General features: G+C 71.4%; 18 protein-coding genes. 9 read left to right on the forward strand and 9 right to left on the reverse strand.

Annotated elements, in window-relative coordinates; translation table 11 throughout:
• Positions 1–55 precede the first annotated feature (55 nt).
• Both D9598_RS14425 and D9598_RS14430 read right to left on the reverse strand, forming a co-directional pair.
• Positions 56–256 carry a hypothetical protein gene (locus tag D9598_RS14425; RefSeq protein WP_198367240.1) on the reverse strand — a complete coding sequence of 67 codons (201 nt, stop codon included), beginning with the start codon at positions 254–256 and terminating at the stop codon, positions 56–58.
• A gap of 11 nt (positions 257–267) precedes the next feature.
• Positions 268–894: a TetR family transcriptional regulator gene (locus D9598_RS14430; RefSeq protein ID WP_198367241.1), complete on the reverse strand. Its 627-nt coding sequence runs from the start codon at positions 892–894 to the stop codon at positions 268–270.
• Positions 895–993: 99 nt separating this feature from the next.
• Between D9598_RS14430 and D9598_RS14435 the strand changes: the two genes are divergently transcribed.
• From D9598_RS14435 to D9598_RS14445, 3 genes are all read left to right on the forward strand, one after another.
• Positions 994–2,139 carry an efflux RND transporter periplasmic adaptor subunit gene (locus D9598_RS14435; RefSeq protein ID WP_198367242.1) on the forward strand — a complete coding sequence of 382 codons (1,146 nt, stop codon included), beginning with the start codon at positions 994–996 and terminating at the stop codon, positions 2,137–2,139.
• A 3-nt stretch (positions 2,140–2,142) separates the two neighbouring features.
• The gene (locus D9598_RS14440) at positions 2,143–5,316 is read left to right on the forward strand and encodes a multidrug efflux RND transporter permease subunit (protein WP_198367243.1); all 3,174 of its coding nucleotides are present in this window, start codon (positions 2,143–2,145) and stop codon (positions 5,314–5,316) included.
• A 125-nt stretch (positions 5,317–5,441) separates the two neighbouring features.
• Positions 5,442–6,785 carry an NAD(P)/FAD-dependent oxidoreductase gene (locus tag D9598_RS14445; protein ID WP_198367244.1) on the forward strand — a complete coding sequence of 448 codons (1,344 nt, stop codon included), beginning with the start codon at positions 5,442–5,444 and terminating at the stop codon, positions 6,783–6,785.
• Positions 6,786–6,812: 27 nt separating this feature from the next.
• Here the strand turns inward: D9598_RS14445 and purU are convergent, their stop codons facing one another.
• The gene (gene purU / locus D9598_RS14450; protein ID WP_198367245.1) at positions 6,813–7,697 is read right to left on the reverse strand and encodes a formyltetrahydrofolate deformylase; all 885 of its coding nucleotides are present in this window, start codon (positions 7,695–7,697) and stop codon (positions 6,813–6,815) included.
• A gap of 124 nt (positions 7,698–7,821) precedes the next feature.
• Here purU and D9598_RS14455 point away from each other — a divergent pair, with 124 nt between their 5' ends.
• Positions 7,822–9,066, forward strand: coding sequence for an NAD(P)/FAD-dependent oxidoreductase (locus D9598_RS14455; RefSeq protein WP_370592036.1), 1,245 nt, complete (start codon positions 7,822–7,824; stop codon positions 9,064–9,066).
• A gap of 9 nt (positions 9,067–9,075) precedes the next feature.
• On the opposite strand, the gene D9598_RS21660 is transcribed toward D9598_RS14455, so the two are convergent.
• On the reverse strand, positions 9,076–11,406 hold the full coding sequence (locus D9598_RS21660; protein ID WP_198367247.1) for a mechanosensitive ion channel domain-containing protein: 2,331 nt from the start codon (positions 11,404–11,406) through the stop codon (positions 9,076–9,078).
• A gap of 386 nt (positions 11,407–11,792) precedes the next feature.
• On the opposite strand from D9598_RS21660, the gene D9598_RS14465 reads away from it, so the two are divergent.
• A complete protein-coding gene (locus tag D9598_RS14465) occupies positions 11,793–13,187 on the forward strand; it encodes an ethanolamine ammonia-lyase subunit EutB (protein WP_198367248.1) in 1,395 nt (464 codons plus the stop codon).
• Positions 13,184–13,945 carry an ethanolamine ammonia-lyase subunit EutC gene (eutC, locus tag D9598_RS14470; protein ID WP_198367249.1) on the forward strand — a complete coding sequence of 254 codons (762 nt, stop codon included), beginning with the start codon at positions 13,184–13,186 and terminating at the stop codon, positions 13,943–13,945. Before D9598_RS14465 ends, eutC begins: the two co-directional genes overlap by 4 nt.
• An 18-nt stretch (positions 13,946–13,963) precedes the next feature.
• On the opposite strand, the gene D9598_RS14475 is transcribed toward eutC, so the two are convergent.
• The 3 genes from D9598_RS14475 to D9598_RS14485 all read right to left on the reverse strand — a co-directional run bounded on the left by D9598_RS14475 (position 13,964) and on the right by D9598_RS14485 (position 17,301).
• The gene (locus tag D9598_RS14475) at positions 13,964–14,764 is read right to left on the reverse strand and encodes a DUF2272 domain-containing protein (protein ID WP_232477260.1); all 801 of its coding nucleotides are present in this window, start codon (positions 14,762–14,764) and stop codon (positions 13,964–13,966) included.
• A gap of 124 nt (positions 14,765–14,888) precedes the next feature.
• Positions 14,889–15,551: a DedA family protein gene (locus tag D9598_RS14480; RefSeq protein WP_198367251.1), complete on the reverse strand. Its 663-nt coding sequence runs from the start codon at positions 15,549–15,551 to the stop codon at positions 14,889–14,891.
• A gap of 169 nt (positions 15,552–15,720) precedes the next feature.
• Positions 15,721–17,301 carry a glycosyl hydrolase gene (locus D9598_RS14485; protein ID WP_198367252.1) on the reverse strand — a complete coding sequence of 527 codons (1,581 nt, stop codon included), beginning with the start codon at positions 17,299–17,301 and terminating at the stop codon, positions 15,721–15,723.
• Positions 17,302–18,225: 924 nt separating this feature from the next.
• Here D9598_RS14485 and D9598_RS14490 point away from each other — a divergent pair.
• Positions 18,226–18,999: an SH3 domain-containing protein gene (locus D9598_RS14490; RefSeq protein ID WP_198367253.1), complete on the forward strand. Its 774-nt coding sequence runs from the start codon at positions 18,226–18,228 to the stop codon at positions 18,997–18,999.
• Positions 19,000–19,027: 28 nt separating this feature from the next.
• On the opposite strand, the gene D9598_RS14495 is transcribed toward D9598_RS14490, so the two are convergent.
• Positions 19,028–19,669: a TetR/AcrR family transcriptional regulator gene (locus D9598_RS14495; protein ID WP_198367254.1), complete on the reverse strand. Its 642-nt coding sequence runs from the start codon at positions 19,667–19,669 to the stop codon at positions 19,028–19,030.
• 77 nt (positions 19,670–19,746) lie between these two features.
• Between D9598_RS14495 and D9598_RS14500 the strand changes: the two genes are divergently transcribed.
• Positions 19,747–20,916, forward strand: a complete 1,170-nt coding sequence (locus D9598_RS14500) for an efflux RND transporter periplasmic adaptor subunit (RefSeq protein ID WP_198367255.1) — start codon at positions 19,747–19,749, stop codon at positions 20,914–20,916.
• A gap of 3 nt (positions 20,917–20,919) precedes the next feature.
• Positions 20,920–24,144: an efflux RND transporter permease subunit gene (locus D9598_RS14505; RefSeq protein ID WP_198367256.1), complete on the forward strand. Its 3,225-nt coding sequence runs from the start codon at positions 20,920–20,922 to the stop codon at positions 24,142–24,144.
• 35 nt (positions 24,145–24,179) lie between these two features.
• Here the strand turns inward: D9598_RS14505 and D9598_RS14510 are convergent, their stop codons facing one another.
• Positions 24,180–24,794: a 2-dehydro-3-deoxy-6-phosphogalactonate aldolase gene (locus D9598_RS14510; RefSeq protein WP_198367257.1), complete on the reverse strand. Its 615-nt coding sequence runs from the start codon at positions 24,792–24,794 to the stop codon at positions 24,180–24,182.
• Positions 24,795–24,803 lie beyond the last annotated feature (9 nt).

The following is a 24,803-nucleotide window of genomic DNA, read 5'->3' on the forward strand; positions in this document are numbered from 1 at the left end:
GTGGTCCAGAACCGGAATCGCGGCATGCGGAGATATCCTTTGTCGATAGAAAAGGTCATGGCGCTCGTCGCGGCTCCTGCAGCCCGTCGGCCCAGATATTGCCGCTCTCCGGGCGCAGGGGCGCGAAGCCGGGATCCACCCCGCGGATGGCGTTGACCGTGGGACCGCCAACCTCCGGCGGCGCCGGCGGGGCATGGCCGCAGGCGGCCAGTCCCATCGGCAGGAATGCGGTCGCGATGAGCAAGGTTCGCCGCATGCTACGACTCCTCAGGAAGCGGGTTGTTGAGCCACGCAGGCCAGAAAAGTGCAAACCGCAGGGCCCACCTCGGCGGCGAGCTCGAAGCCCGCGTTTCCGCGGAGCCATTCGTTCAGGAACCCTGAAATCAGAGCATAGAAGAAGAAGGCCGCGCGTTCAGGCTTCCAGTTCGGCGCCAGCTCGCCGCGCAGCTCGGCGCGCTCGAAGTGTTCGCGCAAAGTTGTCCGGAACGCCAGATCGGCCGCGCGCCGGCGTTCCAGGGCCGGCGCCATTTCCTCGACATACTCGCAGCGCTGCAACATGATCGTGAGCAGCCGCTTGCGTCGCGGATCCCTCTCGAGATCGTCCATGGCCGCCGAGATGGCATAGGCCATATGCTCCAGCGGGGGGCGATTCGGATCGCAGCAGAGGCGCTCGCGCAACTCGTCCTGCAGAAGGACCAGCCGCTCGTCCAAGGCCAGAAACAGACCCAGCTTGTCACGGAAATGCCAATGCACCGCACCACGGGTACAACCCGCGGCCCTCGCGATCTCGTCCAGCGAAGCCCTGGCCACGCCACGCTCCAGGAAGACCTGCTCGGCCGCGTCCAGCAATGCCTCGCGTGTCTCGTCGGCTTCCTGTTTGGTGCGGCGCGCCATCTCTGACCTTGCGACTAGCGATCTGCCCTTTTATATACATACAGGAAGGTATCTTTACAAGCTGCCGGTCGCGACGCGCCGGGCTTCTCTGGAGGATCCATGCAGCTCCTGTTCCGTCGCGGATCGGCCCTTGTGGGCCTGTTCCTGCTGGCTGCCGTGCCGGCCCTTGCCCAACCGGGGCCGGGTGGCCCACCGGCCGTCGGCGTCATGCCGGCGGCCAAGCGCGCCGTCACCGAAAGCAATGAGTTCATCGGCCGGATCGAGGCGCCGAACCGGGTCGAGATCGTCGCGCGCGTGACGGCCTTCCTGGAGCAGCGCGCCTTCGAGGAAGGCGCCGAGGTCAAGGCCGGCGACCTGCTCTACCGCCTCGAGCGAGGGCCCTTCGAGGCGCAGCTCGACGTGTCCAAGGCCGCCGTGGCCGAGGCCGAGGCACAGCTCACCAACGCCAACATCACCCTCAGCCGCGCCCAGGCGCTGCTGAACACGGTCGCCGGTCAGCGCTCCAATGTGGACAATGCCTTGGCGGCCCAGCGCACCGCCCAGGCCCAGGTGCTCTCCGCCCAGGCGCAGCAGCGCCAGGCGCAGATCAATCTCGACTACACCGAGATCCGCTCCCCGATCGACGGCCGGATCGGCCGCACGGCGGTGACGGTGGGCAATGTGGTCGGGCCGAATTCCGGCGCCCTGACCACCATCGTCAGCCAGGATCCGATGTATGTGAGCTTCACCGTCCCGGTGCGGACGCTGGTCGACCTGCGGGTGCGCTACGCCGATCGCGGCGGGCTGAGCGCCGTGCAGATCCGGCTGCGCATGCCGAACGGCGAGCTCTACGACCAGCCCGGCAGCATCGACTTCACCGATAACGAGATCGGCCGGGATACCGACAGCGTGCTGCTGCGCGGGCGCATCCCCAACCCCCCCCGCCCCGCCGGCTACCGCACGCTGACGGCCAACCAGTTCGTCAATGTCGTCGTGGAGGCGATCCAGCCGGTGCAGATGCTGACCGTGCCGCGCGCGGCGGTGCTCAGCGACGCCCGCGGCGACTTCGTCTATGTCGTCGGTGAGAACAACGTGGCCGAGCGCCGGGCCATCCGCATGAGCAGCCAGTCCACCCCCGAGCTGGCGGTGATCGACGATGGCGTGCGGGAGGGCGAGCGCGTCGTGGTCCAGGGCCTCCAGCGCGTCCGTCCGGGCAACCCGGTCAATGCCGCGCCGGCCGCCAACGCCGCGCCGCAGGGAGGCTGATCCGTGCTGTCAGCCGTTTTCGTCGACCGGCCCCGCCTGGCGATCGTCATCGCGATCGTCATGAGCATCGCCGGTGCGCTGTCGCTGCTGCGCATCCCGGTCTCGCAGCTGCCCGACATCGTGCCGCCACAGGTCCAGGTCTCGGCCACCTATCCGGGTGCCTCCGCCGACGTGGTGGAGAGCGCCGTCGCCCAGCCGCTCGAGGCGCAGGTCGTCGGTGTCGACGGCTCGATCTACATGAAGAGCAACAGCGGCAGCGATGGCAGCTACTCGCTGACCGTCAGCTTCGAGCTCGGCACCGACCCGGACATGAACACGGTGAACGTGAACAACCGTGTCCAGGCGGCGATGGCGCTGATGCCCGAGGAGGTGCAGGCGCAGGGCATCAGGGTGGAGAAACGCTCCTCCTCGATCCTGCAGGTGCTGTTCATCTACTCCGAGGACCCCGAACGGGGCTACGATCCCCTCTTCCTCACCAACTACGCCACCCTGAACCTGATCGACGAATTGTCGCGCACCGATGGTGTCGGCTCGGCGACGCTGTTCAGCCGCCAGAACTACGCCATGCGGATCTGGTTCGACACGCGGCGCCTGGTGAGCCTCGGCCTTAACCCGTCGGATATCGTGAGCGCCATCCGGGCGCAGAACCTGCAGGCGCCGGCCGGGCGCATCGGCGCCCCGCCGGTGCCGGACGACCAGCAGATTCAGATGAACGTCCTCACCCAGGGCCGCCTGGAGACGCCCGAGCAGTTCGGCAATATCGTGCTGCGGGCCAATCCGGATGGCTCGGTGCTGCGCGTGCGCGATGTGGCGCGGGTCGAGATGGGCGCCCAGAACGAGGACGCCATGACCCGCCTCAACGGCGGCGACGGCGTCGGACTGGCCGTCTACCTGTCGCCCGGCGCCAATGCGGTGCAGACGGCGGCCGCCGTCGAGGCGACGCTGGAGCGGGTGCGTTCGCGCATGCCCGAGGGCATGAACGTCCGGCCGGTCTTCGACACCACCATCTTCGTCAACGACACCATCTACGAGGTGATCAAGACCCTGATCGAGGCCTTCGTCCTGGTCGCGCTCGTGGTCTTCCTCTTCCTCGGCAACGTCCGCGCCACCGTCATCCCGATCGTCGCCGTCCCGGTCAGCCTGATCACCACCTTCGCGGTGCTGCTGGCCCTGGGCTACTCCGCCAACACCGTCTCGCTGCTGGCCATGGTGCTGGCCATCGGCATCGTCGTCGATGACGCCATCGTGGTGGTGGAGAATGTCGAGCGCGTGCTGGAGGAGGAGCCGGACATCACCCCGGCCGAGGCGACCAAGAAGGCGATGGCGCAGATCACCGCCCCGATCATCGCCATCACCCTGGTGCTGCTCTCGGTCTTCGTGCCGATCGGCTTCATCCCCGGCCTCTCGGGCGAGCTGTTCCGCCAGTTCGCGGTGACCATCTCGGTCGCGATGGTCTTCTCGGCGATCAACGCCCTTACCCTCTCTCCCGCCCTCTGCGCCGTCTTTCTGCGGCATGAGGGGCCGAAGAAGGGGATCATGGGCTGGGTGCTCCGCCGCATCGACAATGTGCGCGACGGCTATGCCTCCATCGTCACGCGGCTGCTGCGCCTGTCCATCCTGTCCGTGGTGCTGGTCGGCGTCTTCGCCTTCGGCGCCTACACGGTCGCCAACCGCACGCCGGCGGGCTTCCTGCCGCAGGAGGACCAGGGCGCCTTCATCATCGCCTTCCAGCTTCCGGACGGCGCCTCGGTCGCGCGCACCAGCCGCGTCGTCGCGCAGATGGAGGCGCAGCTGAAGGAGATGCCGCAGGTCCGGGATTCCATCTCGATCATCGGCTTCTCCCTGCTCGACGGCGGCGCCAGCGCCTCGGCGGCGACGATGTTCGTGCAGCTCAAGCCCTTCTCCGAGCGCGGAGGGCCGGGCGACAACGTCAACGCGCTGATCGGCCAGATCTTCGTGCAGAGCCAGCAGATCCGCGAAGCCCAGATCATCCCGATCAACCTGCCGCCGGTCATCGGCCTTTCGACAGGCGGCGGCTTCGAGTATCAGCTGGAATCGCTGGAGGGCGCGTCGCCCGCCGAGATCGGCAACGTCATGCAGGGGCTGCTGGCCGCGGCCAATCAGGATCCGCGCCTGAGCCAGGTCTTCTCGACCTTCAGCTCCCGCTCGCCTTCGCTTTATCTCGACATCGACCGGGACAAGGCGCAGGCCCTCGGCCTACAGATGAGCGACGTCTTCTCGGCGCTGCAAACCACGCTGGGCAGTGCCTTCGTCAACAACTTCAACCTCTATGGCCGCACCTGGCAGGTGCTGGTGCAGGGCGAGGCGGCCGATCGCCGAGACCCGAGCGCGCTGTGGCGGATCGAGATCCGCAACAGCCGTGGCGTGATGGTGCCGCTGCGCTCCATCGCCACGGTGAGGACAGTGGTCGGCCCGCAGACCATCACGCGCTACAACAACTATCGGTCGATCACCATCAACGGCAATCCGGCGCCCGGCGTCTCCTCCGGCGCGGCCATGGATGCCATGGAGGAGATCAGCCGCGACACCCTGCCGGCCGGCTATACCTTCGAATGGACCGGCACCGCCTATCAGGAGCAGCAGGCGGCGGGGCAGACCGGCATCATCCTGGCACTCGCCGTGCTCTTCGCCTTCCTCTTCCTGGTGGCGCTGTATGAGAGCTGGGTGATCCCGATCCCGGTTCTGCTGTCCGTCACGGTGGGCATCCTCGCCGCCGTCTCGGCGATTCTCCTCGCCGGACTGCCGCTCGACCTCTACGCGCAGATCGGCCTGATCGTGCTGATCGCGCTGGCGGCGAAGAACGGCATCCTGATCGTGGAGTTCGCCAAGGAACAGCGCGAGGCCGGGCTCGGCATCGTCGAGGCGGCGGCCCAGGGCGCCAAGATGCGGTTCCGCGCCGTGATGATGACCTCGATCGCCTTCATCCTGGGCCTGGTGCCCCTGGTCTGGGCCTCGGGTGCCTCGATGCTGGCGCGGCGCGCCGTCTCGACCCCGGTCTTCGCCGGCATGATCGCGGCCTCGACCATCGGCATCTTCCTGATCCCCATGCTCTACGTGGTGTTCCAGGGGATGCGCGAGGCCACCCATCGCCGCTTCGGCCGCGGCCGCCATGCCGAAGCCGCCGCGGGGCGGGAGGGCGGCAAGGCGGCGCATTGAGGCACCCGGGCAACCCCGGCCCGGGCCGGCGGTTGGCCTGCATCACGACGACGGCGTGAGAAGGGGCGCCCCCCGGCCGGGGAGCGCCCCTTTCCGTCAGCAGAGGGAGACGAGACATGGCAGGCATGGCCCAGACCCCGGTGCCCAGGGATGGCCAGGAGAAAGGCCGCCGGGGGCCCCACAGGATCCTGATCGTCGGCGGCGGGGCCGGCGGCATCCATCTGGCGACGCGTCTCGGCCGCCGCCTCGGCCGCGAGGGGCGGGCGGAGATCCTGCTGGTGGATCGTGACACCGCGCATATCTGGAAGCCGCTGCTGCACGAGGTGGCGGCCGGCACGCTCGACACGGGGGCGGAGCAGATCGGCTTCGTCGCCCATGCCCGGCGACATGGCTTCCGCTACTGGCCCGGTGCGATGGAGGGGCTGGACCGCGCGGCGAAGCGGGTCCGCCTGGCCCCGCTCCGGGACCGGGACGGCGCTGAGATCCTCGGCGCGCGCGACCTCGCCTACGACACGCTGGTGATCGCGGTGGGCAGCCAGGCCAATGATTTCGGCATCCCCGGCGTCCGCGAGCACTGCGCCTTCATCGACAGCCGCGAGCAGGCCGAGGACTTCAACGAGGCGCTGCGGGCCGCCGTGCTGCGCTGCATCGCCGGGCCGCCGGACGCCACCCTCGATATCGCCATCGTCGGCGCGGGGGCGACGGGCGTCGAGCTCTCGGCCGAGATCGCCACCGCGCTCGACCTGGCCGGCGGCTATGGCTTCCCCGGGCTGCGTCGCCAGTTGCGGCTGACGCTGATCGAGACCGCGCCCCGCATCCTGGGCGCGCTTCCGGAAAAGGTGGCCGAGGCGGCGCGGGCGGAGCTGGAGAGGCAGGGCGTGACCGTGTTGACCGGCGCCGAGGTGGTCGCGGTGGATGACCACGGCATCCGCCTCAAGGATGGCCGCAGCATCCCCGCCACGCTCCGCGTCTGGGCGGCCGGGATCAAGGCGCCGGCCTTCCTGAACGGGCTCGACGGGCTGGAGAGCGCGCGCAGCGGCCAGCTCGTGGTGCGCCCGACCCTGCAGACAACGCGCGACGACGCGGTCTTCGCCATGGGCGACTGCGCCTTTCTCAAGCCCGAGGGGGCCGAGCGGCCGCTGCCCGCCACCGCCCAGGTGGCGCAGCAGCAGGCGGAGCATCTCGCCCGCGCCCTCCCCGACCATCTCGCCGGCCGTCCCCTGACGCCCTTCGCCTATCAGCACAAGGGCGCGCTGGTGGCGCTCGGGCGGTACAACGCCTTCGGCAGCCTCGGCCGGCGGGGGCTGCTCGGCGGCGGCCTCTTCATCGAGGGCAGGTTCGCGCAGTTCAGCTACGCCTCGCTCTACCGGCGCCACCAGCTCGGCCTGCACGGATTCTGGCGTTCGCTGCTCTACTGGGCGGCCGATCTGCTCCGCAAGGCCAGCGCCCCCGGCGTGCGCATGGAGTGAGGCGGCGCCGGCACCCCGCCAGGCGCCTCAGCCGCTGAAGACGACGGTCTTGTTGCCGGTCAGGATCACCCGGTCCTCCAGGAAGAAGGTGATGGCGCGGGCGAGCACGCGGCGCTCGATGTCGCGGCCCTTCCGCACCAGGTCCTCGGCCGTGTCGTTGTGGCTGATGCGCTCGACATCCTGCTCGATGATCGGCCCCTCATCGAGATCGGCGGTGACGAAATGCGCCGTGGCCCCGATCAGCTTCACGCCGCGCGCATGCGCCTGGTGATAGGGGCGGGCACCCTTGAAGCCGGGCAGGAAGGAATGGTGGATGTTGATGCAGCGCCCCGGCAGCTTGGCCGAGAGCCCGTCCGACAGCACCTGCATGTAGCGCGCCAGCACCATCAGGTCCGAGCGCGTCTCCTGGAACAGGCGCCAGATCTCCGCCTCCTGCTCCATCTTGGTCGCCCGCGTCACCGGCAGGTGGTGGAAGGGCACGCCGGTGAAGTCGAGATGCGCGTAGGTCTCCCGCGGGTGGTTGGAGATGATGCCGGTCAGCTCCATCGGCAGCTCGCCGATGCGCCAGCGGTAGAGCAGATCGGCCAGGCAGTGGTCGAAGCGGCTGACCAGCAGCATGACGCGGCGCTTCTCCGAACGGTCGCGCAGTGTCCACTGCATGCCGAAGCGCGCCGCCACGCCCGCGATCGTCTCGCGCAGCGCCGCCTCGCCCTCGGGCGGGATGCCGTTGAAGACGACGCGCATGAAGAAGCGGCCGGTGGCCGTGTCGTCGAACTGCTGCGCCTCGCGGATGTCGCCGCCGGCCTCGTAGAGCGCTCCCGCCACCGCGGCGACGATGCCGGGGCGGTTGGCGCAGGCCAGGGTCAGCACATGGCCGGCGGGAAGGCTGGTCTGGGTTGGGGCAAGGGTCATGGTCGGCTCGGTCCTGGCGGCGGGGGCGGCATCTCGGGGCCAGGGGTTATGCCGCCCCGCCCGCCCTGCCAATGGCCTATCGCATGCGATAGGCGGATGGCGCGGTTGCGGGCATAACGCTGCCGTGCAGACCAAGCCCCCCTCCCCGATCGCTGTCATCGGCGCCGGCCCGGCCGGCCTGATGGCCGCCGAGACCGTCGCCGCCGCGGGCCTGCCCGTCCTGGTGCTGGAGCGCATGCCCTCCGTGGCGCGGAAGTTCCTGATGGCCGGCCGGGGCGGCCTGAACATGACCCATTCGGAGCCCCTGGCCGATCTCCTCGGCCGCTATGGTGCCGCCACGGCCCGCCTGGCGCCGGCCATCGAGGCCTTTCCCCCCGCCGCGCTGGCGGCCTGGTCCGCCACGCTGGGCCAGGAGGTCTTCACCGGCAGCTCCGGCCGCGTCTTTCCCCGCGCCCTGAAGGCCTCGCCGCTGCTGCGCGCCTGGCTCGCCCGCCTGGCCTCCCAGGGCGTGGAGATCCGCACCCGGCATCGCTGGCTGGGCTTCGCGCCGGAGGGCGGCCTGCGGGTCGAGGGGCCGGACGGGGAGAGCCTGCTGCGCCCGGCCGCGACGATCCTTGCGCTGGGCGGCGCCTCCTGGCCCCGGCTGGGCAGCGACGGGGGCTGGACCGGCCTCTTCCCGGGCGATGGGGTGGCGCCGCTGCGGCCGGCCAATTGCGGCTTCCGCCTGGTCTGGTCGCCCCACTTCGCGGAGCGCTTCGCCGGCACGCCGCTGAAGCGCATCGCCCTCGCCTTCGAGGGCCGCACGATCCGCGGCGAGGCCATGATCACGCGGGAGGGGATCGAGGGGGGTGCCGTCTACGCCCTCTCCGCCGCCCTGCGCGAGGCGATCGCCGAACGGGGGGTGGCGATGCCCTGTCTCGACCTCCGCCCCGACCTCCCCGCCGCGGAGGTGGGACGCAGGCTGTCGCAGCCGCGGCGCGCCCAGTCGCTCTCCACCTTCCTGCGCAAGAGCCTGGCCCTGCCGCCGGTGGCCATCGGCCTGGTGCAGGAGGCCCTGCGCGGCGGCATGCCCGCGGAGCGGCTGCCGGAGCTGGTCAAGGCCCTGCCCCTGCGCCTGGTCGCGCCGCAGGGACTGGAGCGGGCGATCTCGACGGCCGGCGGCCTGCGCCTCGAGGCCCTCGACGAGCGCTTCATGCTGCGGCGCCACCCCGGCGTCTTCGCCGCCGGCGAGATGCTGGACTGGGAGGCGCCGACGGGCGGCTACCTGCTCCAGGCCTGCTTCTCCACCGGCCGGGCTGCGGCGGAGGGGGCGGTCTCCTGGCTGCGCGACACCGCGCCCCCGCCCGGCGGCCCGCGCGTGATCGACTGAGGCGATCGCTCACCCCGGCTGGTGGGCGCCCTCCCCCGCCTCGTTCCCCACCTCCGGCTCGGGCCAGAGGCCACGCGCCGGCAGCATCACGGTCGGGCGCGGCGGGGTGAGCGCGATGCCCGCCTCGTCGAAGCGCTGCTTGAGCCGCAGGTTGAAGGCACGGCCGACACCCCATTGCTGCAGCGCCCGCGTCCGCAGCCCGCCCATGATGGTGACGCCCTCGGGCGTGAACTGATCGACGCCCCAGATCTGCAGGCCGGTCATCATGTTGTCGCGGAAGTCGGGATCCTGCCGCATCTCCTCGCCGACCTCGTTCATGATCTCCATCACCTTGTTCAGGTCGGAGTCGTAGCCGACCACCACCTTCACCGTGTAGACGCCGAAGCCGCGCGAGCGGTTCTTCAGCGCCTTGATCTGGCTGAAGGGAATGGTGTGCAGGGCGCCGTCGCCATCGCGGATGCGGACGGTGCGGATGGTGACGCTCTCCACCGTGCCGGCGCGGTCGCCGGTATCGATGGTGTCGCCGATGGCGATGGTGTCCTCGATCAGCATGAACAGGCCCGTGATCACGTCCTGCACCAGCTGTTGCGAGCCGAAGGAGATGGCGAGGCCGATGACGCCGGCACCGGCCAGCAGCGGCGCGACATTGATGCCGAGATTGCTCATCACCGCGATCACGGTCAGCACGCAGAGCACGACGAAGGCGAAGTTGCGCATCATCGGCAACAGGGTGCGGGCCCGCGTGCTGTGATCCCAGCCGCGGCTGCCCTCCTTGGGCGCCAGCGCGTGCTCCACCGCCGTGTCCACCGCCACCCAGACGACCCAGCCGATGGCGACGGCGACCAGGATGGAGGCGATGGGCCGCAGGATGGCCAGGCCGATGCCGGCGCTGGCCCAGGCGACGATGTCGAAGTCCCACAGCCGCAGGCAGAACACCAGGATGGCGATGGCGGCGACGAAGCGCAGCGCCTGGCGGATCAGGCCCAGGTAGCGCCACTGCAACTGCCGCGCCAGGCTGCCGCTCGCCTGCTGGCGCCCTTCCAGGAACCGCTTCAGCAACCCGTTCATGGTGAAGGTGACCACCAGGATCAGCACGATCACCCCGATGGTCAGGAGGGCGCGCCCCAGGAAGAAGCCATGGCCGAGGCCGAGGAAACGGGAGAACACATGGCCGAGGATCAGGGCGAAGCCGAGCAGGTGCCAGTTGCTGGCCAGTTGCCCGCCGACGGAGCGCAACGCGCTGCGTGGCTCCTCCGACCCGGTATGCCGTCCCGCCAGCAGGCGGCGCACGCCACCACGCCGGCGCAGGATGAAGAGGAAGGCCACGACGGCCAGCGCCAGATCCACCGCTCCGCCCGCCAGCATGGCCACATCCGGCCCGATGATCCAGCGCAGCTCCGCCTCTTGGAGGGAGGTGCTCGCCACCGCCAGGGCGGACAGCGCCACCAGCCAGGGCAGGATGCGGCGGCGGGCATAGCGCACCGTGCTCCAGCCCCGGATCGGGCCCAGCAGGTAGAGCAGCGGGAAGCCCAGGCGCCACGTCAGCGCGCCCACCAGGAAGGGCATGGCGATGGTGAGGAACAGGCGCGTCTCCTCCCAGCCGCGCGGCCAGAGCACTGGCCAGGCGAAGATCAGCAGTGTCGCCGGCAGCAGGGGCAGCAGCCGCCGCGCCGCCTCCAGCCCGGCCGTGCGCCAGAGCGCCGCGCGGCCGGAGGCGCGGAAGCGTTCGGCATCCGGGCGGGGACGCAGCCAGGGCAAGGCGGAGATGCCGTAGAGAAGAGCGGCGGCGACACCCCAGCCGAGCCCCGCCCAGGCCAGGAAGGCCCAGAGGTCGCCGTCCTCCCAGGCATCCTGGAAGCGGCTGCGGATCTGGCTGCCGGCGGCGTTCAGCCGGAAGATCAGGCTGCCGCTGTTCAGCTGGTCCCGCACCGTGTCCCCGACATTGTTCAGCCCCACCGCCACGGCGCCGAGCAGGCCCGAATCCGGCGGCGGCGAACCTGCTTCGGCGGCGGGAGCGGCGGGCTCGCCCCCCGGCGCTGCCCCCGGCGCGTCGCCCGCCGACGGCGCGGCCGAACGGGCGGCCAGGCTGGTCCGCAGCTCCTCGAGCTGGCGGACGAAGGCGGCGCGCTCCTGATCGCTGCGCAGCGTGGCCAGGATGCCGTCCAGCGCCGCCACCGGGTCCGCCACCGGGTCCGCCACTGGGTCCGCCGGCGTCTCCGCCGGGCTTTGCGGGGCAGCCGGCGCCGCGCCCTGAGCCAGGGCGGCCGGTGGAAGCAGCGTCGGCGGAAGCAGGGCCAGCAGAAGGGCCAGCAGAAGGGAGAGGCGGATGATGCGAGGCACTGTCGGTCCTTCGGCGAAGAGCGGCGGCCAGTGGCAGCCGGAAGGATAAGGACGCCCGATCCGGCATCCGGGTTGCCCGCCGGGGCGGCGGGCCACTCACCCGGCGGACGAGCCGCCCGCCGGTGGGCGGAATGTCGGGGAAGTACCGGACGATGGCAAGCGGGAGCCCGGCCGCCCCGATACGCCATCAGGGCGCGCCATCAGGGCGCGCCATCAGAAGGCATGCCGATGCGCGGCATCAGGGGGAACCCCGTTCCTCGGCCAGGCGACAGCCTCGGCCGAACCGCAGCCGCCGCCGGATCCCGTCACCCCGCCGGAGCGGGAAACCCCGTCCGGAGGCCGCCAAAGGAACTGACCGCGCGCGTCGGTCGTGGCAGGCTGCCGGCATGACCAGCCGCACCAGCCTGGCCGGTGGCGAGCGCCACCGCTTCGAGGATCTCAGGGCCCTGCTTGCCGCCGCCTCGCCGCGCCGCTCCGGGGACGAGCTGGCCGGGCTGGCGGCGGACAGCGATGCCCGCCGCGTCGCAGCCCGCATGGCGCTGGCCGACCTCCCGCTCGCCGTCTTCCTCAAAGAGGCCCTGGTGCCTTACGAGGCCGATGAGGTGACCCGGCTGATCCTCGACCGGCACGATGCCGCGGCCTTCGCCCCGGTCCGCGCCATGACGGTCGGCGGCTTCCGCGACTGGCTGCTCTCGCACGCTGCCGATGGCGCCGCCCTGGCCGCCCTGGCGCCGGGGCTGACGCCCGAGATGGTGGCCGCCGCCAGCAAGCTGATGCGCAACCAGGATCTGATGGCGGTGGCGCGGAAATGCCGCGTGGTCAGCGCCTTCCGCACCACCCTCGGCCTGCCCGGACGGCTAGCCAGCCGGCTGCAGCCGAACCACCCGACCGACGACCCGCGCGGCATCGCGGCGGCCGTGCTGGACGGGCTGCTGCTCGGCAGCGGCGACGCGGTGATCGGCATCAACCCGGCCACCGACAACCTGCCCAACTGCATGCGCCTGCTGGACATGCTCGATGAACTGCGCCAGCGCCACGCGATCCCGACCCAGAGCTGCGTGCTGACCCATGTGACCAGCGCCATCGAGATCATGCGGCGGGGCGCGCCGGTGGATCTGGTCTTTCAGTCGGTCGCCGGGACCGAGGCGGCGAATGCCGGCTTCGGCGTCAATCTCGCCGTGCTGCGGGAGGCGCATGAGGCGGCGCTGGCGCTGGGGCGCGGCACGCTGGGCGACAACGTCATGTATTTCGAGACCGGCCAGGGCGCCGCCCTTTCGGCCGGAGCGCATCACGGCCTCGACCAGCAGACCGCGGAGGCGCGCGCCTATGCCGTGGCGCGGGAGTTCCGCCCCCTGCTCGTCAACACCGTGGTCGGCTTCATCGGCCCGGAATATCTCTATGACGGCAAGCAGATCATCCGCGCCGGGCTCGAGGACCACTTCTGCGGCAAGCTGCTCGGCCTGCCGATGGGGGTGGACGCCTGCTACACCAACCACGCCGAGGCCGACCAGGACGACATGGACCAGCTGATGACGCTGCTCGGCGTGGCCGGCGTGAACTTCCTCATCGCCGTGCCCGGCGCCGACGACATCATGCTGAACTACCAGAGCCTCGCCTTCCATGACGTGCTGGCGCTGCGCGATCTGCTCGGCCTCCGTCCCGCCCCGGAATTCGAGGCCTGGCTGGAGCGGATGGGCATGCTGACGCCCGAAGGCCGGCTGCGCGCCCTGGCGCCCGACACCGCCCCCCTGGCTCGCCTGGCCGCCGAGGCCGGCGCGTGAGCGACGGGTGGGAGCGCCTGCGCCGCGCCACCCGCGCCCGGATCGGCCTCGGCCGCAGTGGCGAGGCGGTGGCCATCCGCGACGTCCTGGCCTTCCAGATGGCCCACGCCCAGGCGCGCGACGCCGTGCACGCGGCCCTCGACCCCGGCGCCCTGTCCGAGGCGCTGTCCGACGACCCCGGGCCCGGCGTGCCCCTCCTCCTGCACAGCGCCGCGCCGGACCGCGGCACCTATCTGCGCCGGCCGGATCTCGGCCGCAGGCTGGCGGCGGAGAGCGCCGCGGCCATTCCCCGGGGTGAGTGGGACATCGCCTTCATCATCGGGGACGGGCTTTCCGCCACGGCGGTGCAGCGGCATGCCGCGCCGGTCCTCCAAGCGGCGCGGCGGCGCCTGCACGGCCTGCGCCTGGCGCCGCCAGTGATCGCCCTGCAGGCGCGGGTGGCGCTGGGCGACGAGATCGGCGCCCGGCTCGGGGCGCGGCTCGCCGTCATGCTGATCGGCGAGCGTCCCGGCCTCAGCGTGGCCGACAGCCTCGGCGCCTATCTCACCTTCGGCCCCCGTCCGGGACGGGCCGATTCGGAGCGGAACTGTGTCTCGAACATCCACGGCGCCGGCGGGCTGAGCCACGCCGGCGCCGCCGACAGGATCGCCTGGCTGGCGCGGCAGGCGCTGACGCTGGGCCTGACCGGCGTGGCGTTGAAGGAGGACATGCAGCCCGCCCTGCCCGACGTCTCCGCCACGCTATCTCCGCCCGGCTGAATCCCCCGCCCGGCTGAATCAGGGCATCCGGTCGAGCCGGTTCTCGAAGACCAGGAAGAAGGGAGGCTTGTCGAAAGGCGGTGGCAGGACATGGCCCCGCGAATCGGCCGGGAAGCGCCGCAGCACCGTGGCATCCAGCACATTGCCGCCGACCGCCTGCACCAGCCCGCCGCCGGCGGCCACCACGATGTCGCAATGCAGGGGGCGGAACTGCCCGGCCTCGGCCAGCCGGTCCTGCCAGTGCAGCAGCGGCAGGCGCGACCGGTCGGCGCAGAGGAGATCGCCGGGCGCGGGGGCGTAGCCGGCCGGGTCGTGCGGCAGGAAGGCCGCCCCGGAGGGGTTCCAGGCGGCCTCCGACAGCAGCCGGTCGATGTACCAGGCATGGGCCGCGGCCGCCGGGAAGACCGAGGGCGGCACGCCGGCCCGCTGCAGGACCGCGCTGACGAAGGCCGCCGACCAGGCGGGATAGGCCCAGAGGGAGATGGAGGGCTGCGGCGGCGGAGCGCCCGGCGGCGTCGCCTCCAGCAGCGCCAGCATCATCGAATCATGCGTATTGCGCAGCCGGCTGGCGACCGCCGGCCCCTCGGGCGTGGACGACCAGTAATCGAGGATGCGCGTGTAGTTGTCGGGATCGGCCGGCTGCGGCAGCGCCTCCGGCCAGCCATCCACGACGAGCTCGCCCCAGGCCCGCCATTCGGTGAGGGCAGCCCGGACGAGGCGCCCTCGCCAGGGTGACAGGGCTTCCGTCGCCTCCGGCTCCGGGAGCGGGCGAACGGGAGCCGAGCAGGCGGCGCAGGCCAGGAGGAGAAGGGCGATCAAGCCGGTTACGCACCGGCGGCCTTGAGGCATTCCTGTCGTTCCCGAACGCGGTTGCGGGCAGGAAACGCCGTGAAGCGTCCAAGGTCACGTCAGGATATGCAAGCGTCAGCCGGGCAGGCGCCGGTCAGATGGCGACGCGCTTCAGGGTCGCACCCTTGGTCACGCCCTGCTCGGACGGCGGCCTGCTGAACTCCTGCGCCCGCACGACCGGCGGCAGCTCGGGGGCCTGGACAGGCGCCGACGGGCGACGCCACAGGCGGACGACCTTGTAGGCCAGGAAGCAGACGACGAGGGCACCGATGCCCATCAGCGCGTAGCTGGTGTACTCCTCGCCCAGCCAGGCCACGGCATACCAGCCGGCGGCGACGAAGGAGCCGGCCCAGAGGCCGGCGGCGATGAAGTTCAGGATGGCGAATCGGCTGTGCTTCATGCCGGCGATGCCACAGGCGGCCGAGGCCACGTTGCGCACGCCATAGACGAAGCGGAAGGTCAGGACGAACAGCGTGCCGTAGCGTTCCAGGAAGCGCAGGGCCTTGGCGACCTTGCGCTCCGCCGCGGGCAGCTTGCGCAGGGCCCGCACGCCATAGCGTTGACCCAGGGTGAACCAGAGCTGATCGCCCAGGAAGGAGCCGATCCAGACCGAGATCATGAGGAACCAGGGGTTGATCAGTCCGGTCGCCTGACCGGCGGCGGCGGCGAGCAGGACGAAGGTCTCGCCCTCGAAAAACGCCCATGCCGCCGCGGCCAGATAGGCCAGCAAGCCCCAATCGGCCCAGAACTCTGCCACGCAGTCCTCCCCAGTCACGGCAATGAGAGACGATGAGGGAGAACGAGCCTGAAAGGGAATAGGTATCGGCGACCGGCAGTAAAAAAAATCGCGCCGCGTGGCGGAAAATCAGCCAAGTCCAGGGCTGCGGCCGGCGCCCCATGGAAGCGCCGGACCGCGAGGTCGTGGCTCAGCCGAAGAAGTAGTCCGAGGCGGACAGGCCGGTGACGCCCTTCAGCGTGACATGGGATTCCCATCCGTTGCCATCGGAGATCGTCGCCACCCCACCGGAGAAGGACAGCCTGGCGTCGCCGGAGAAGCCGCTGAGCTGCAGCTTGTCGGTGCCGCGCGCGAAATCCGTGATGGTGTCGTGGCCGGCGCCCTTGGCGATGACGAAGATATCCGCCCCCCGCCCGCCGGTGAGCACATCGTTGCCGCCACGCCCGTCCAGGACGTTGCTGCCGTCGTTGCCGATGATGATATTGGCCAGGCCGTTGCCATAGCCCTTGGAGTTGCCGTAGCCGGTGAAGGTGAGGTTCTCCACCTGGTCCGGCAGGGTGTAGCTGTGCAGCCAGGTCTTCACCGTATCGGTGCCCTGCCCGGCATATTCGACGACGCGGTCGCTGGCTGTGTTGACGATGAAGGTGTCATCGCCCTTGCCGCCATACATGGTGGCGTTGCTGCGGGCCGAGAACTGCTCGTTGGCGTCGCTGCCCCAGAGGCTGACCCCGGCATGATTGCCCCAGACCACCTTGCTGGGCGCATCGGAGGCCTCCGCGGTGGTCACGGCGGGCTGCGACGGCGTGGTCGGCGGCGTTACCACCGGCGATCCGCCGGAATTCCCGCCAGAAGAACCATTGCCAGAGGAACCATTGCCCGAGGAACCATTGCCCGAGGAACCGCCGGTCGATCCGCCGACCTCCGGCGCGCCCGAGCCGCCGCCACCGAAGGCGGCCTTGTAGGCGGCGCCGGTCCGGGGCTCGGTGCCGTCGGAGATCTTGCCCGGGAAGGCGTCGTTGGAATCCCAGTAGGTCTGGTAGACGACGTCGTGGCTCTCGAACCAGTCCTGCACCAGCTTGATGTAGGGCGCGGCGGTGTCGGTCTTGACGCCCCATTCCGAATAGGCGGTGGGCTTGCCATGCGCGTCGGCGAAGTTCTCGAGCCACTTCAGCCCGTACTTCAGGTCGCGCACCGTCTCGAAGGCCTTGACCGGATCGTTGCCGGTGTATTCGGGCTTCCAGTAGAAATCCATGCCGATGATGTCGACATAGTCGTCACCCGGATAGGCCTTGGCCGGGTCGATCCCGCCGGACGCCTCATTGACGTTCCACTCGAACTTGAAGCGGTCGGAGACCGAGCGGAAGGCCTCGACGAACTCGCGGAAGGCGCCGATGAAGGCCTGCTCCTTGCCGATGGCATTCCAGTAGAACCAGTTTCCGTTGAATTCCCAGCCGGTGCGGACATAGATGTCGTCGCTACCGGGCGTGCCGTTCACCAGCGTCTGCGCCACCGTGCGGTAGTACTGGTTGTAGTCGCCATTCGCGGCGGAATAGAGGTTGGCGTCCCGCGTGATCAGCGGCACCGACCAGAAGAGGTCGCGCCCCGTCGGCTTCCAGAGGTCGTTGACCATCCACTTGGCGCTGCTGACGAAGTCGTTCCAGTTGGCGAAGCCGACGACGGCATGGATGCCGTCCACCTCGTGTCCCAGCCATTTCTCGAAGTTGGAGACCTGGTTTCTGTCATTGCCGACATACACGCCGAGAAGTGCCATGGGGGCATCCTTTGGGCTGAGCGGTCCGATCCCGGAAGCTTCCCTGTGTTCACGGAAAGGCCGGTCGTCGCGCGGAGTGTCCAGAGGGATGACGCCGGGCCGGAACAGCCCCGCGCCGCTCGGTCACGGCCAGGCACGGGCCGATGCGTCCCGGCGTATCGGGAGCGTCGCGCCTCTCGCCAGGCCATGGCCTGAACCGAAGGTGTGCGCCAGGGCTGGGCGCGCGATGGCGCGGCAGTGTCCTCTGCGCTCACGGCATGCTTGGCGTCACCCTCCCAGAAGGGATGGCCTTCACCAGGCATTTAGTTACGATATAGTAACTATTGATTTGGCATGCGGCGCCGAGGGGGATCTGAATGTCTCTTCCGCAGAATGCCTTCCGCCAGGACTGATCCGGATGACGACCACCCGCCGGCGCGGCGCGATCTTCTCCTCAGCAGCAGCTCGAGAAAATATGCCGGCCCTTCTGGCCTTTGCCGTGCTCCCTGTGACAGAGTTCACTCACGATTGAGCGATCTTCGAATGTTTGTGTAAGCACCCTCGTAACGTATTGCAACCTGAAATTTGTCGAGACCCAGGTTGCGATATGAAAGCGGAGAAGATGCTGCCGCCGTCGCGGGATTCCGCGATACGCAACTCTCGCGTTGCAGGAGGCCCTTCGCCGCCTCCCGAAGAATGCTGGTGCAGACTTCAATTTCTTCGTTTGCTGCTCATCATTCCCGCCACGACCACGTGGCGCCGGTTGTGACTCCCCTCTCATCACCATCATGTCCCGACGACCGTGGCGCGATGGCGTGGCCAAGATCGCTGTGGTGTTCCGCTACCTCACTGGCGGCGTTAGAAGAACTTCATCAGGCTCCGGGCGCCCCGCCGGAAACCTTGAGCGCGGAATGGTGCTGATCGGTGACAAGGAGAGGTCTTCCCATGCGGCACCCATTCTCGAGGCCGCGGCAGGCGGCGCTGCGACGGGCCCTGCGGGCAGGCGCCCTTCTGCTCCCGTTCGTCCTTCTCGCCGCCTGCGACGATCCCAAGCCGACCCAGCAGCAGGGCTTCGCCTCCGAGGCCCGCGCGCTGTCTGAGGAGCGGCTGCGCGCCCGGGCAAAGGGGCCCGGGGCCAGCTTCCGCGCCGTGCAGGTCTATCCGCAGGCCAGCTCCGGCGCGGTCGCCGTCTGCGGCCAGATGAACCTGACCGGCGCCACCGAGGAGGCCTTCATTCCTTTCGTCTCTGTCGTTACGCCGGCGGCCGAGGCGGGCGCGACGCCTCAGATCGAGCAGTTCCTGGCCGCCAGCACGGTGGAAGCCACCCGGACCTATATCGAGATGCTCGATCGCTGCCGCGAGAACGGTGGCCCATCGCCGGGCGGCCGTCCCGGCGCGCAGCCCCTGCCCCCCGTGCCCGGAAGCTTTCCGAGCCACACCCCAGCCCCGCCCACCCCACTGGCGCCCCAATCGACGCCCCCGTCAGCATCCGCCCCTCCCGCGCCCGGCCCTGCCGCGGCCACCCCGGCGGAGGGCAGCGCCTTGGCGCGGCAGAACGCCAATCTCCGCGCCAGCCCCCTGGGCGGGGGCGAGGTGCTGCGCGTAGTGCCGCGCGGCACCGGCCTGACGATTTTCGGACGCGCGCCGGGCGGATGGTACCAGGTCGGCACGGGGCAGCCCGAGGGCTGGGTCCACGGCAGCATGCTGCAGGTTCAGTAAAGCCGGCGCGGCGGCCCTTCCGGCGGGCTCAGGGCTCCAGGAGCCGCAGCACCGCCGCGATATGCGACGCGCGCTGCGCCCTGACCTCGGCCTCGGCGGGGCGGCCGAGGATCATGTCCCAGATCCCCCCCAGGAACAGCGGCGCCAGCAGCACATGCGCCAGGCCGGAATCCGTCGCCACGCCGGCGCGGAACTCGCCCGCCGCCTCGCCTTCCCGCAACACCGCCTGAAGCAGGCTGATGGCGGGATCGAGGATCTCGGCGCGGTAGGAGGCCGCGAGCTCGGGAAAGGCGCCGGATTCGCCCACCATCAGCTTCAGCAGGATGCGGTCGCGCCGGTCGTCGCGCAGCCTGTCCTCGTAGGCGAAGCGAAACATCTCGACGAGCTGCGCGCGGCACGAGCCGGAGAAGGTCAGGCGCAGCCGTGCCAACTCCTCGAGGGTGGAGCGGGCGCAGGAGCCGATGGCGGCCCGGAAGAGGTCCGCCTTTCCGCCGGGATGATAGTGGTAGAGCAGGCCCTTGGTCACCGCGGCGCGGCGCGCCACCGCCGCCATCCGCGCGCCGGCATAGCCGCGCTCGGCGAATTCCTCCACGGCCGCGGCGAGGATCTGGGCCTGCCGTTCCTCGACGGGCAGGCGGCTGCGGGCGGGGCGCTCGGCGGGCGGGGGCATGATGGGCTGATAGCACTATTGACCAATCGGTCAATAGCCGGGATGATGCGGCCCGCGGACCCTCTCGCAGGTTGAGCATGCTCGAAACTTCTCCCGCCGCCACGACGCGCCGTGCCGGCCCGCCGGCCCCCGTGCGATGGCGCCGCAGGTGGCTGCCCGGACTGCTCCTGCTGCTCGCCGCCGCCGCGGCGGGCTGGTACCTGCTGCGGCCCGCCGCCGGCCCTCCCCCTGCTCCTCCCCTCGCCTCGCCCCCGCTCACCGCCGCGCCGCCCCCCGTGCTGACCGTGGCGACGGCCCCGGTGACCCTCCGGCCGATGGAGCGCCTGGTCGTCGGCGATGGCTCCGTCGTCCCCTGGCAGGAGCTGGTGCTGGGGGCGGAGGCCGGCGGCCTCCGGGTCGAGGCCGTGCTGGTGGAGGAAGGCGATGCGGTCCGCGCCGGCCAGGTGCTGGCACGCATGGACGACCGGCTGCCGGCCGCCCAGCTCGGTCAGGCCGAGGCCGGCGTCGCCGAGGCCGAGGCGGCGCTCGACATCGCGCGGGCCGACCTGCGCCGTGCCGAGGAGCTGGCGCGCAGCCAGAACACGCCGCGCCAGGTGCTGGACCAGCGCCGGGCGGCCGCCCGCCAGGCCGAGGCCCGCCTCGCCGCCGCCCGGGCGAGCCGGGAGGAGCTGGCGGCGCGGCTGGCGCAGGCACGCCTCCTCGCCCCGGCCGATGGCATCGTCCTGCGCCGCGCCGTGCTGCCGGGCACCGTGCTCACCGCCGGCCAGGAGATGTTCCGCCTGCTGCGCGAGGGCCGGCTGGAGCTGGACGCGCGGGTGCCGGAGCTGGATCTCTCGCAGGTCCGTCCCGGCCAGGCCGTCCGTATCCGCCATGGCGAGCGCCTCGTCGAGGGCAGGGTCCGGACCGTGGCGCCCGGCGTCGCGCCGGAGAGCCGGCTCGGCACCGTGCATGTCGCCCTGGGCCCGGATGCGGGGCTGCGGCCGGGCATGTTCGCCCGCGCCGAGATCCGGGCGGGGGCGCGGGACTGGCCGGCGGTGCCGCACGAGGCCGTGGTGTTCCGCGATGGCGGGCCGGTCGCCTTCGTGCTGGAAGGCGAGCAGGTCCGGCTGCGCCGCCTCGCCACCGGCCCGCGGGACGGGGGATGGATCGCCGTGGAAAGCGGCCTGGCCGCGGGCGAGCGCGTCGTCGTGCGCGGCGCCGGCTTCCTCGCCGATGGCGACCGCGTGCGCAGCGCCGGGACGGACTGAGCCATGCCCCGCTCCCCGCAGGACCCCGGCCACCGCAACATCTCGGCCTGGGCGATCCGCAATCCGGTGGCCACGGCCGTTCTCTTCCTGCTGCTCACCATCGCCGGGCTCGCCAGCTATCCGCTGCTGCGGATCAACAACACGCCCGATCTCGACCTGCCGGTGGTGATCGTCACCGTCGCGCAGCCGGGCGCGGCGCCCAGCGAGCTGGAGACCCAGGTGACGCGCCGGGTGGAGGACGCCATCGCCGGCCTCGGCGATGTGCGGCACATCATCTCCACCGTCGTCGACGGCGCCTCCACGACCGCCGTGGAATTCGCCCTCGGCAAGAACATCGACCGCGCCACCAACGACGTGCGCGACCGCATCGCCCGCATCCGCGCCGACCTGCCGGCGGAGATCCGCGATCCCGTCATCTCGCGCCTGGAAGCGACCGGCGGCGCCATCCTGACCTACACGGTCGCCGCGCCGCAGATGTCGCCGGCGGCGCTGAGCTGGTTCGTCGAGGACGTCGTCGCGAAGTCGCTGCTCTCGGTGCGCGGCGTGGCCGAGATCAACCGCGTCGGCGGCGTCGAGCGCGAGATCCGCGTCGCGCTGCGGCCGGACCGCATGCTGGCGCTCGGCATCACGGCGGCGCAGGTGAACGAGCAGCTGCGCGCGCTCAACCTCGACCTGCCCGGCGGGCGCGGCACGCTGGGCGGCGAGGAACAGACGATCCGCACGCTCGGCGCGGCGCAGAGCGTCGAGGCCCTGCGGGCGCGCAGCATCGTGCTGCCGAACGGCCGCGCCGCCCGGCTGGAGGAGCTGGCGGTGGTCAGTGACGGCACCGCCGAGGTGCGCACGGCCGCCCGCCTCGACGGCCGGCCGGTGATCGCCTTCGAGGTGGTGCGCACGCGCGGCTCCTCGGAGGTCGCGGTGGCCGAGCAGGTGGCGGCGCGGGTGGCGGAGCTGGAGGCCGCCCATCCCGGCGTCGCCATGACACGCGTCGCCTCCACGGTCGAGTTCGTCCTGGCCGGCTATCACGCGGCGCTGGAGGCGCTGGCGGTGGGCGCGCTGCTCGCCATGCTGGTGGTCTGGGTCTTCCTGCGCGACTGGCGCGCCACCTGGATCGCCGCCATCGCCATGCCGCTCTCGCTGATCCCGACCTTCGCGGTGATGTGGGCGGCGGGCTTCTCGCTCAACAACGTCACCCTGCTCGGCCTGACGCTGGTGGTCGGCGTGCTGGTGGATGACGCCATCGTCGAGATCGAGAACATCGTGCGCCATCTGCGCGCGCATCCCGGGCGCGGCGTGATGCGCGCGGCCTTCGACGCCTCGGACGAGATCGGCCTCGCCGTCATCGCCACCACCGCCACCATCCTGGCGGTCTTCGTGCCGGTGGCCTTCATGCCCGGCATCCCGGGGCAGTTCTTCCGCGAGTTCGGCCTCACCGTCGCCGCCGCCGTCGCCTTCTCCCTGGTGGTGGCGCGGCTGCTCACGCCGCTGCTCGGCGCCTACTTCCTGAGCGAGCGGCCCTCCGGCCAGGCCCAGGCCGAGGATGCCCAGGGAGATGCCCAAGGGGATGCCCATGGGGATGCCCGAGGGGATGCCCAGGGCCCGTTCGGCCGGCGCTACATGGCGCTGCTGCTCTGGTGCCTGCGGCATCGGCTGGTGACGGTGCTGGCCGGCATCGGCTTCCTCGCCGTCTCGCTGGCCCTGCTGCCCCTCATCCCGCAGGACTTCGTGCCCGGTGCCGATCGCAGCCGCTCCTCCATCGCCATCGAGCTGCCGCCCGGCGCGACGCTGGCCGAGACCGACGCGGTCGTGCGGGAGGCGACCGCGCTGCTACGGGCGCGGCCGGAAGTCCGCACGGTCTTCGCCTCGCTCGGCACCGTCAGCAGCGGCGAGGGCGTCATCGGCACCAGCACCCATGCCGGCGACCCCCGCCAGGCCAACCTCACCGTCGGGCTGGTGCCGCCCGGGCAGCGCCGCCTGACGCAGCAGCAGTTCGAGACCGCGATGCGCCCCCTGCTGGAGGGCCTGCCGGGCGCGCGGGTCCGCTTCGGCGCCGACGGGCAGAGCGGCTCGCGCCTGCAGGTCACGCTGGTCGGCGAGGATGCGGCGGCGCTGGACGCCACGGCACGGCGGCTGGAGGCCGAGATGCGCGGCCTGCCGCAGCTCTCCGGCGCGCGCTCCACCGCCAGCCTGGCGCGGCCGGAACTGCAGATCCTGCCGATCGAGGGGCGGCTCGCCGATGCCGGCGTCTCGGTCGCGGCCCTGGCCGCCACGGCGCGCATCGCGACGACCGGAGACATCGACCAGAACCTGGCGCGCTTCAACCTGCCCGAGCGGCAGATCCCGATCCGCGTCATGCTGGACGAGCCGGCGCGCGGCGAGCTGGAGCGGCTGCGCGCGCTGCGGGTCGAAGGGCGCGGCGGCATGACCGTGCCGCTCGGCGCCGTGGCCGAGATCCGCCACGGGGCGGGGCCGGCCCAGATCGACCGCCTCGACCGCGTGCGCAAGGTCACGGTGGAGGCGGAGCTCGGCGGCCTGCCGCTCGGCGCCGCCAACGCGCTGGTCGATGCGCTGCCGGTGATGCGGGACCTGCCGCCCGGCGTGCGTCGCCAGGCGGTGGGCGACAGCGAGGTGATGCGCGAGCTGTTCGAGGGCTTCGCCTATGCCCTCGGCGCCGGCGTGCTGATGGTCTATCTGGTGCTGGTGCTGCTCTTCGGCGGCTTCCTGCAGCCGGCGACGATCATGTCGGCCCTGCCGCTCTCCCTCGGTGGCGCGCTGCTCGCCCTGCTCCTGGCGCAGAAGTCGCTCGGCGTCTCGGCGGTGATCGGCGTGCTGATGCTGATGGGCATCGTCGCCAAGAACTCCATCCTGCTGGTGGAATACGCCGTCCTGGCGCGGCGGGAGCGCGGCCTCGGGCGTGACGCGGCGATCGTCGAGGCGGCGCGCAAGCGGGCACGGCCGATCGTCATGACCACCATCGCCATGTGCGCCGGCATGGCGCATATCGCCAGCGGCATCGGCGCCGACAACGAGTTCCGCGCGCCGATGGCGCTGGTGGTGATCGGCGGGCTGCTCACCTCGACCCTGCTGAGCCTGGTCTTCGTGCCGGTGGCCTATTCCTACATGGACGGGCTGGAGCGGCGGCTCGCCGGATGGCTGGGGCGCGGCCTGCTGGCGGAACGCGCGCAGGCCGGGCGCGGCGCCGCGCCGCCCGGGGCCGCCCCGGAGGCCTGACGCCTCTCTCCCGGATGGGAGGAGGCCGGCGCCGCTCAGCCCCGCAGCGCCGCCACGAAGGCCACGGCCCGCGCCGCCACCTGCTCCGGCGCGTCGCCCGGCCTGTAGAGCGCCGAGCCGAGCCCGAAGCCGGCGGCGCCCGCCTCCAGGAAGGGCGCCATCCCTTCCGGCGTGATGCCGCCCACGGGCAGGAAGGCGGTCCTGGCCGGGAAGACGCTGCGCCAGGCCTTGAGCACGGCGGGGCCCAGCGCCTCGGCGGGGAACAGCTTCAGCGCGTCGGCACCGTTCGCCAGGGCGGCGAAGCCCTCGGTCGGGGTCGCGACGCCGGGGGCGCAGAACAGGCCGGCCTGCTTCGCCGCGCGCACCACGGCGGGATCGCCGTGCGGCATGACGATCAGCCGCCCGCCCGCCGCGGCGACCTCGGCCACGGCGGTGGGACTGGTCACCGTGCCGGCCCCGATCAGGGCCCGGTCGCCGAAGGCCTCCTGCAGCCGGCGGATGCTCTCCAGCGGCCGGGGCGAGTTCAGCGGCACCTCGATGATGGCGAATCCCGCCCGCACCAACGCCTCGCCGACCGGGACCGCCTCCTCCGGCCGCAGGCCGCGCAGGATGGCGATCAGGGGCAGGCGTTCGAGATGACTGCGGAACATGGCTCCCTC

It is taken from the genome of Roseomonas sp. KE0001, from assembly GCF_016107285.1.
GTDB lineage: Bacteria > Pseudomonadota > Alphaproteobacteria > Acetobacterales > Acetobacteraceae > Pseudoroseomonas.

Excerpts from the sequence above, each read along its gene's own strand:
- D9598_RS14445 (WP_198367244.1), top strand. The coding sequence starts at position 5,442 with ATGGCCCAGACCCCGGTGCCCAGGGATGGCCAGGAGAAAGGCCGCCGG.
- D9598_RS14510 (WP_198367257.1), bottom strand. The coding sequence starts at position 24,794 with ATGTTCCGCAGTCATCTCGAACGCCTGCCCCTGATCGCCATCCTGCGC.
- purU (WP_198367245.1), bottom strand. The coding sequence starts at position 7,697 with ATGACCCTTGCCCCAACCCAGACCAGCCTTCCCGCCGGCCATGTGCTG.
- D9598_RS14505 (WP_198367256.1), top strand. The coding sequence starts at position 20,920 with ATGCCCCGCTCCCCGCAGGACCCCGGCCACCGCAACATCTCGGCCTGG.
- D9598_RS14430 (WP_198367241.1), bottom strand. The coding sequence starts at position 894 with ATGGCGCGCCGCACCAAACAGGAAGCCGACGAGACACGCGAGGCATTG.
- D9598_RS14500 (WP_198367255.1), top strand. The coding sequence starts at position 19,747 with ATGCTCGAAACTTCTCCCGCCGCCACGACGCGCCGTGCCGGCCCGCCG.
- D9598_RS14435 (WP_198367242.1), top strand. The coding sequence starts at position 994 with ATGCAGCTCCTGTTCCGTCGCGGATCGGCCCTTGTGGGCCTGTTCCTG.
- D9598_RS14425 (WP_198367240.1), bottom strand. The coding sequence starts at position 256 with ATGCGGCGAACCTTGCTCATCGCGACCGCATTCCTGCCGATGGGACTG.
- D9598_RS14485 (WP_198367252.1), bottom strand. The coding sequence starts at position 17,301 with ATGGCACTTCTCGGCGTGTATGTCGGCAATGACAGAAACCAGGTCTCC.
- D9598_RS14465 (WP_198367248.1), top strand. The coding sequence starts at position 11,793 with ATGACCAGCCGCACCAGCCTGGCCGGTGGCGAGCGCCACCGCTTCGAG.
- D9598_RS14490 (WP_198367253.1), top strand. The coding sequence starts at position 18,226 with ATGCGGCACCCATTCTCGAGGCCGCGGCAGGCGGCGCTGCGACGGGCC.
- D9598_RS14495 (WP_198367254.1), bottom strand. The coding sequence starts at position 19,669 with ATGCCCCCGCCCGCCGAGCGCCCCGCCCGCAGCCGCCTGCCCGTCGAG.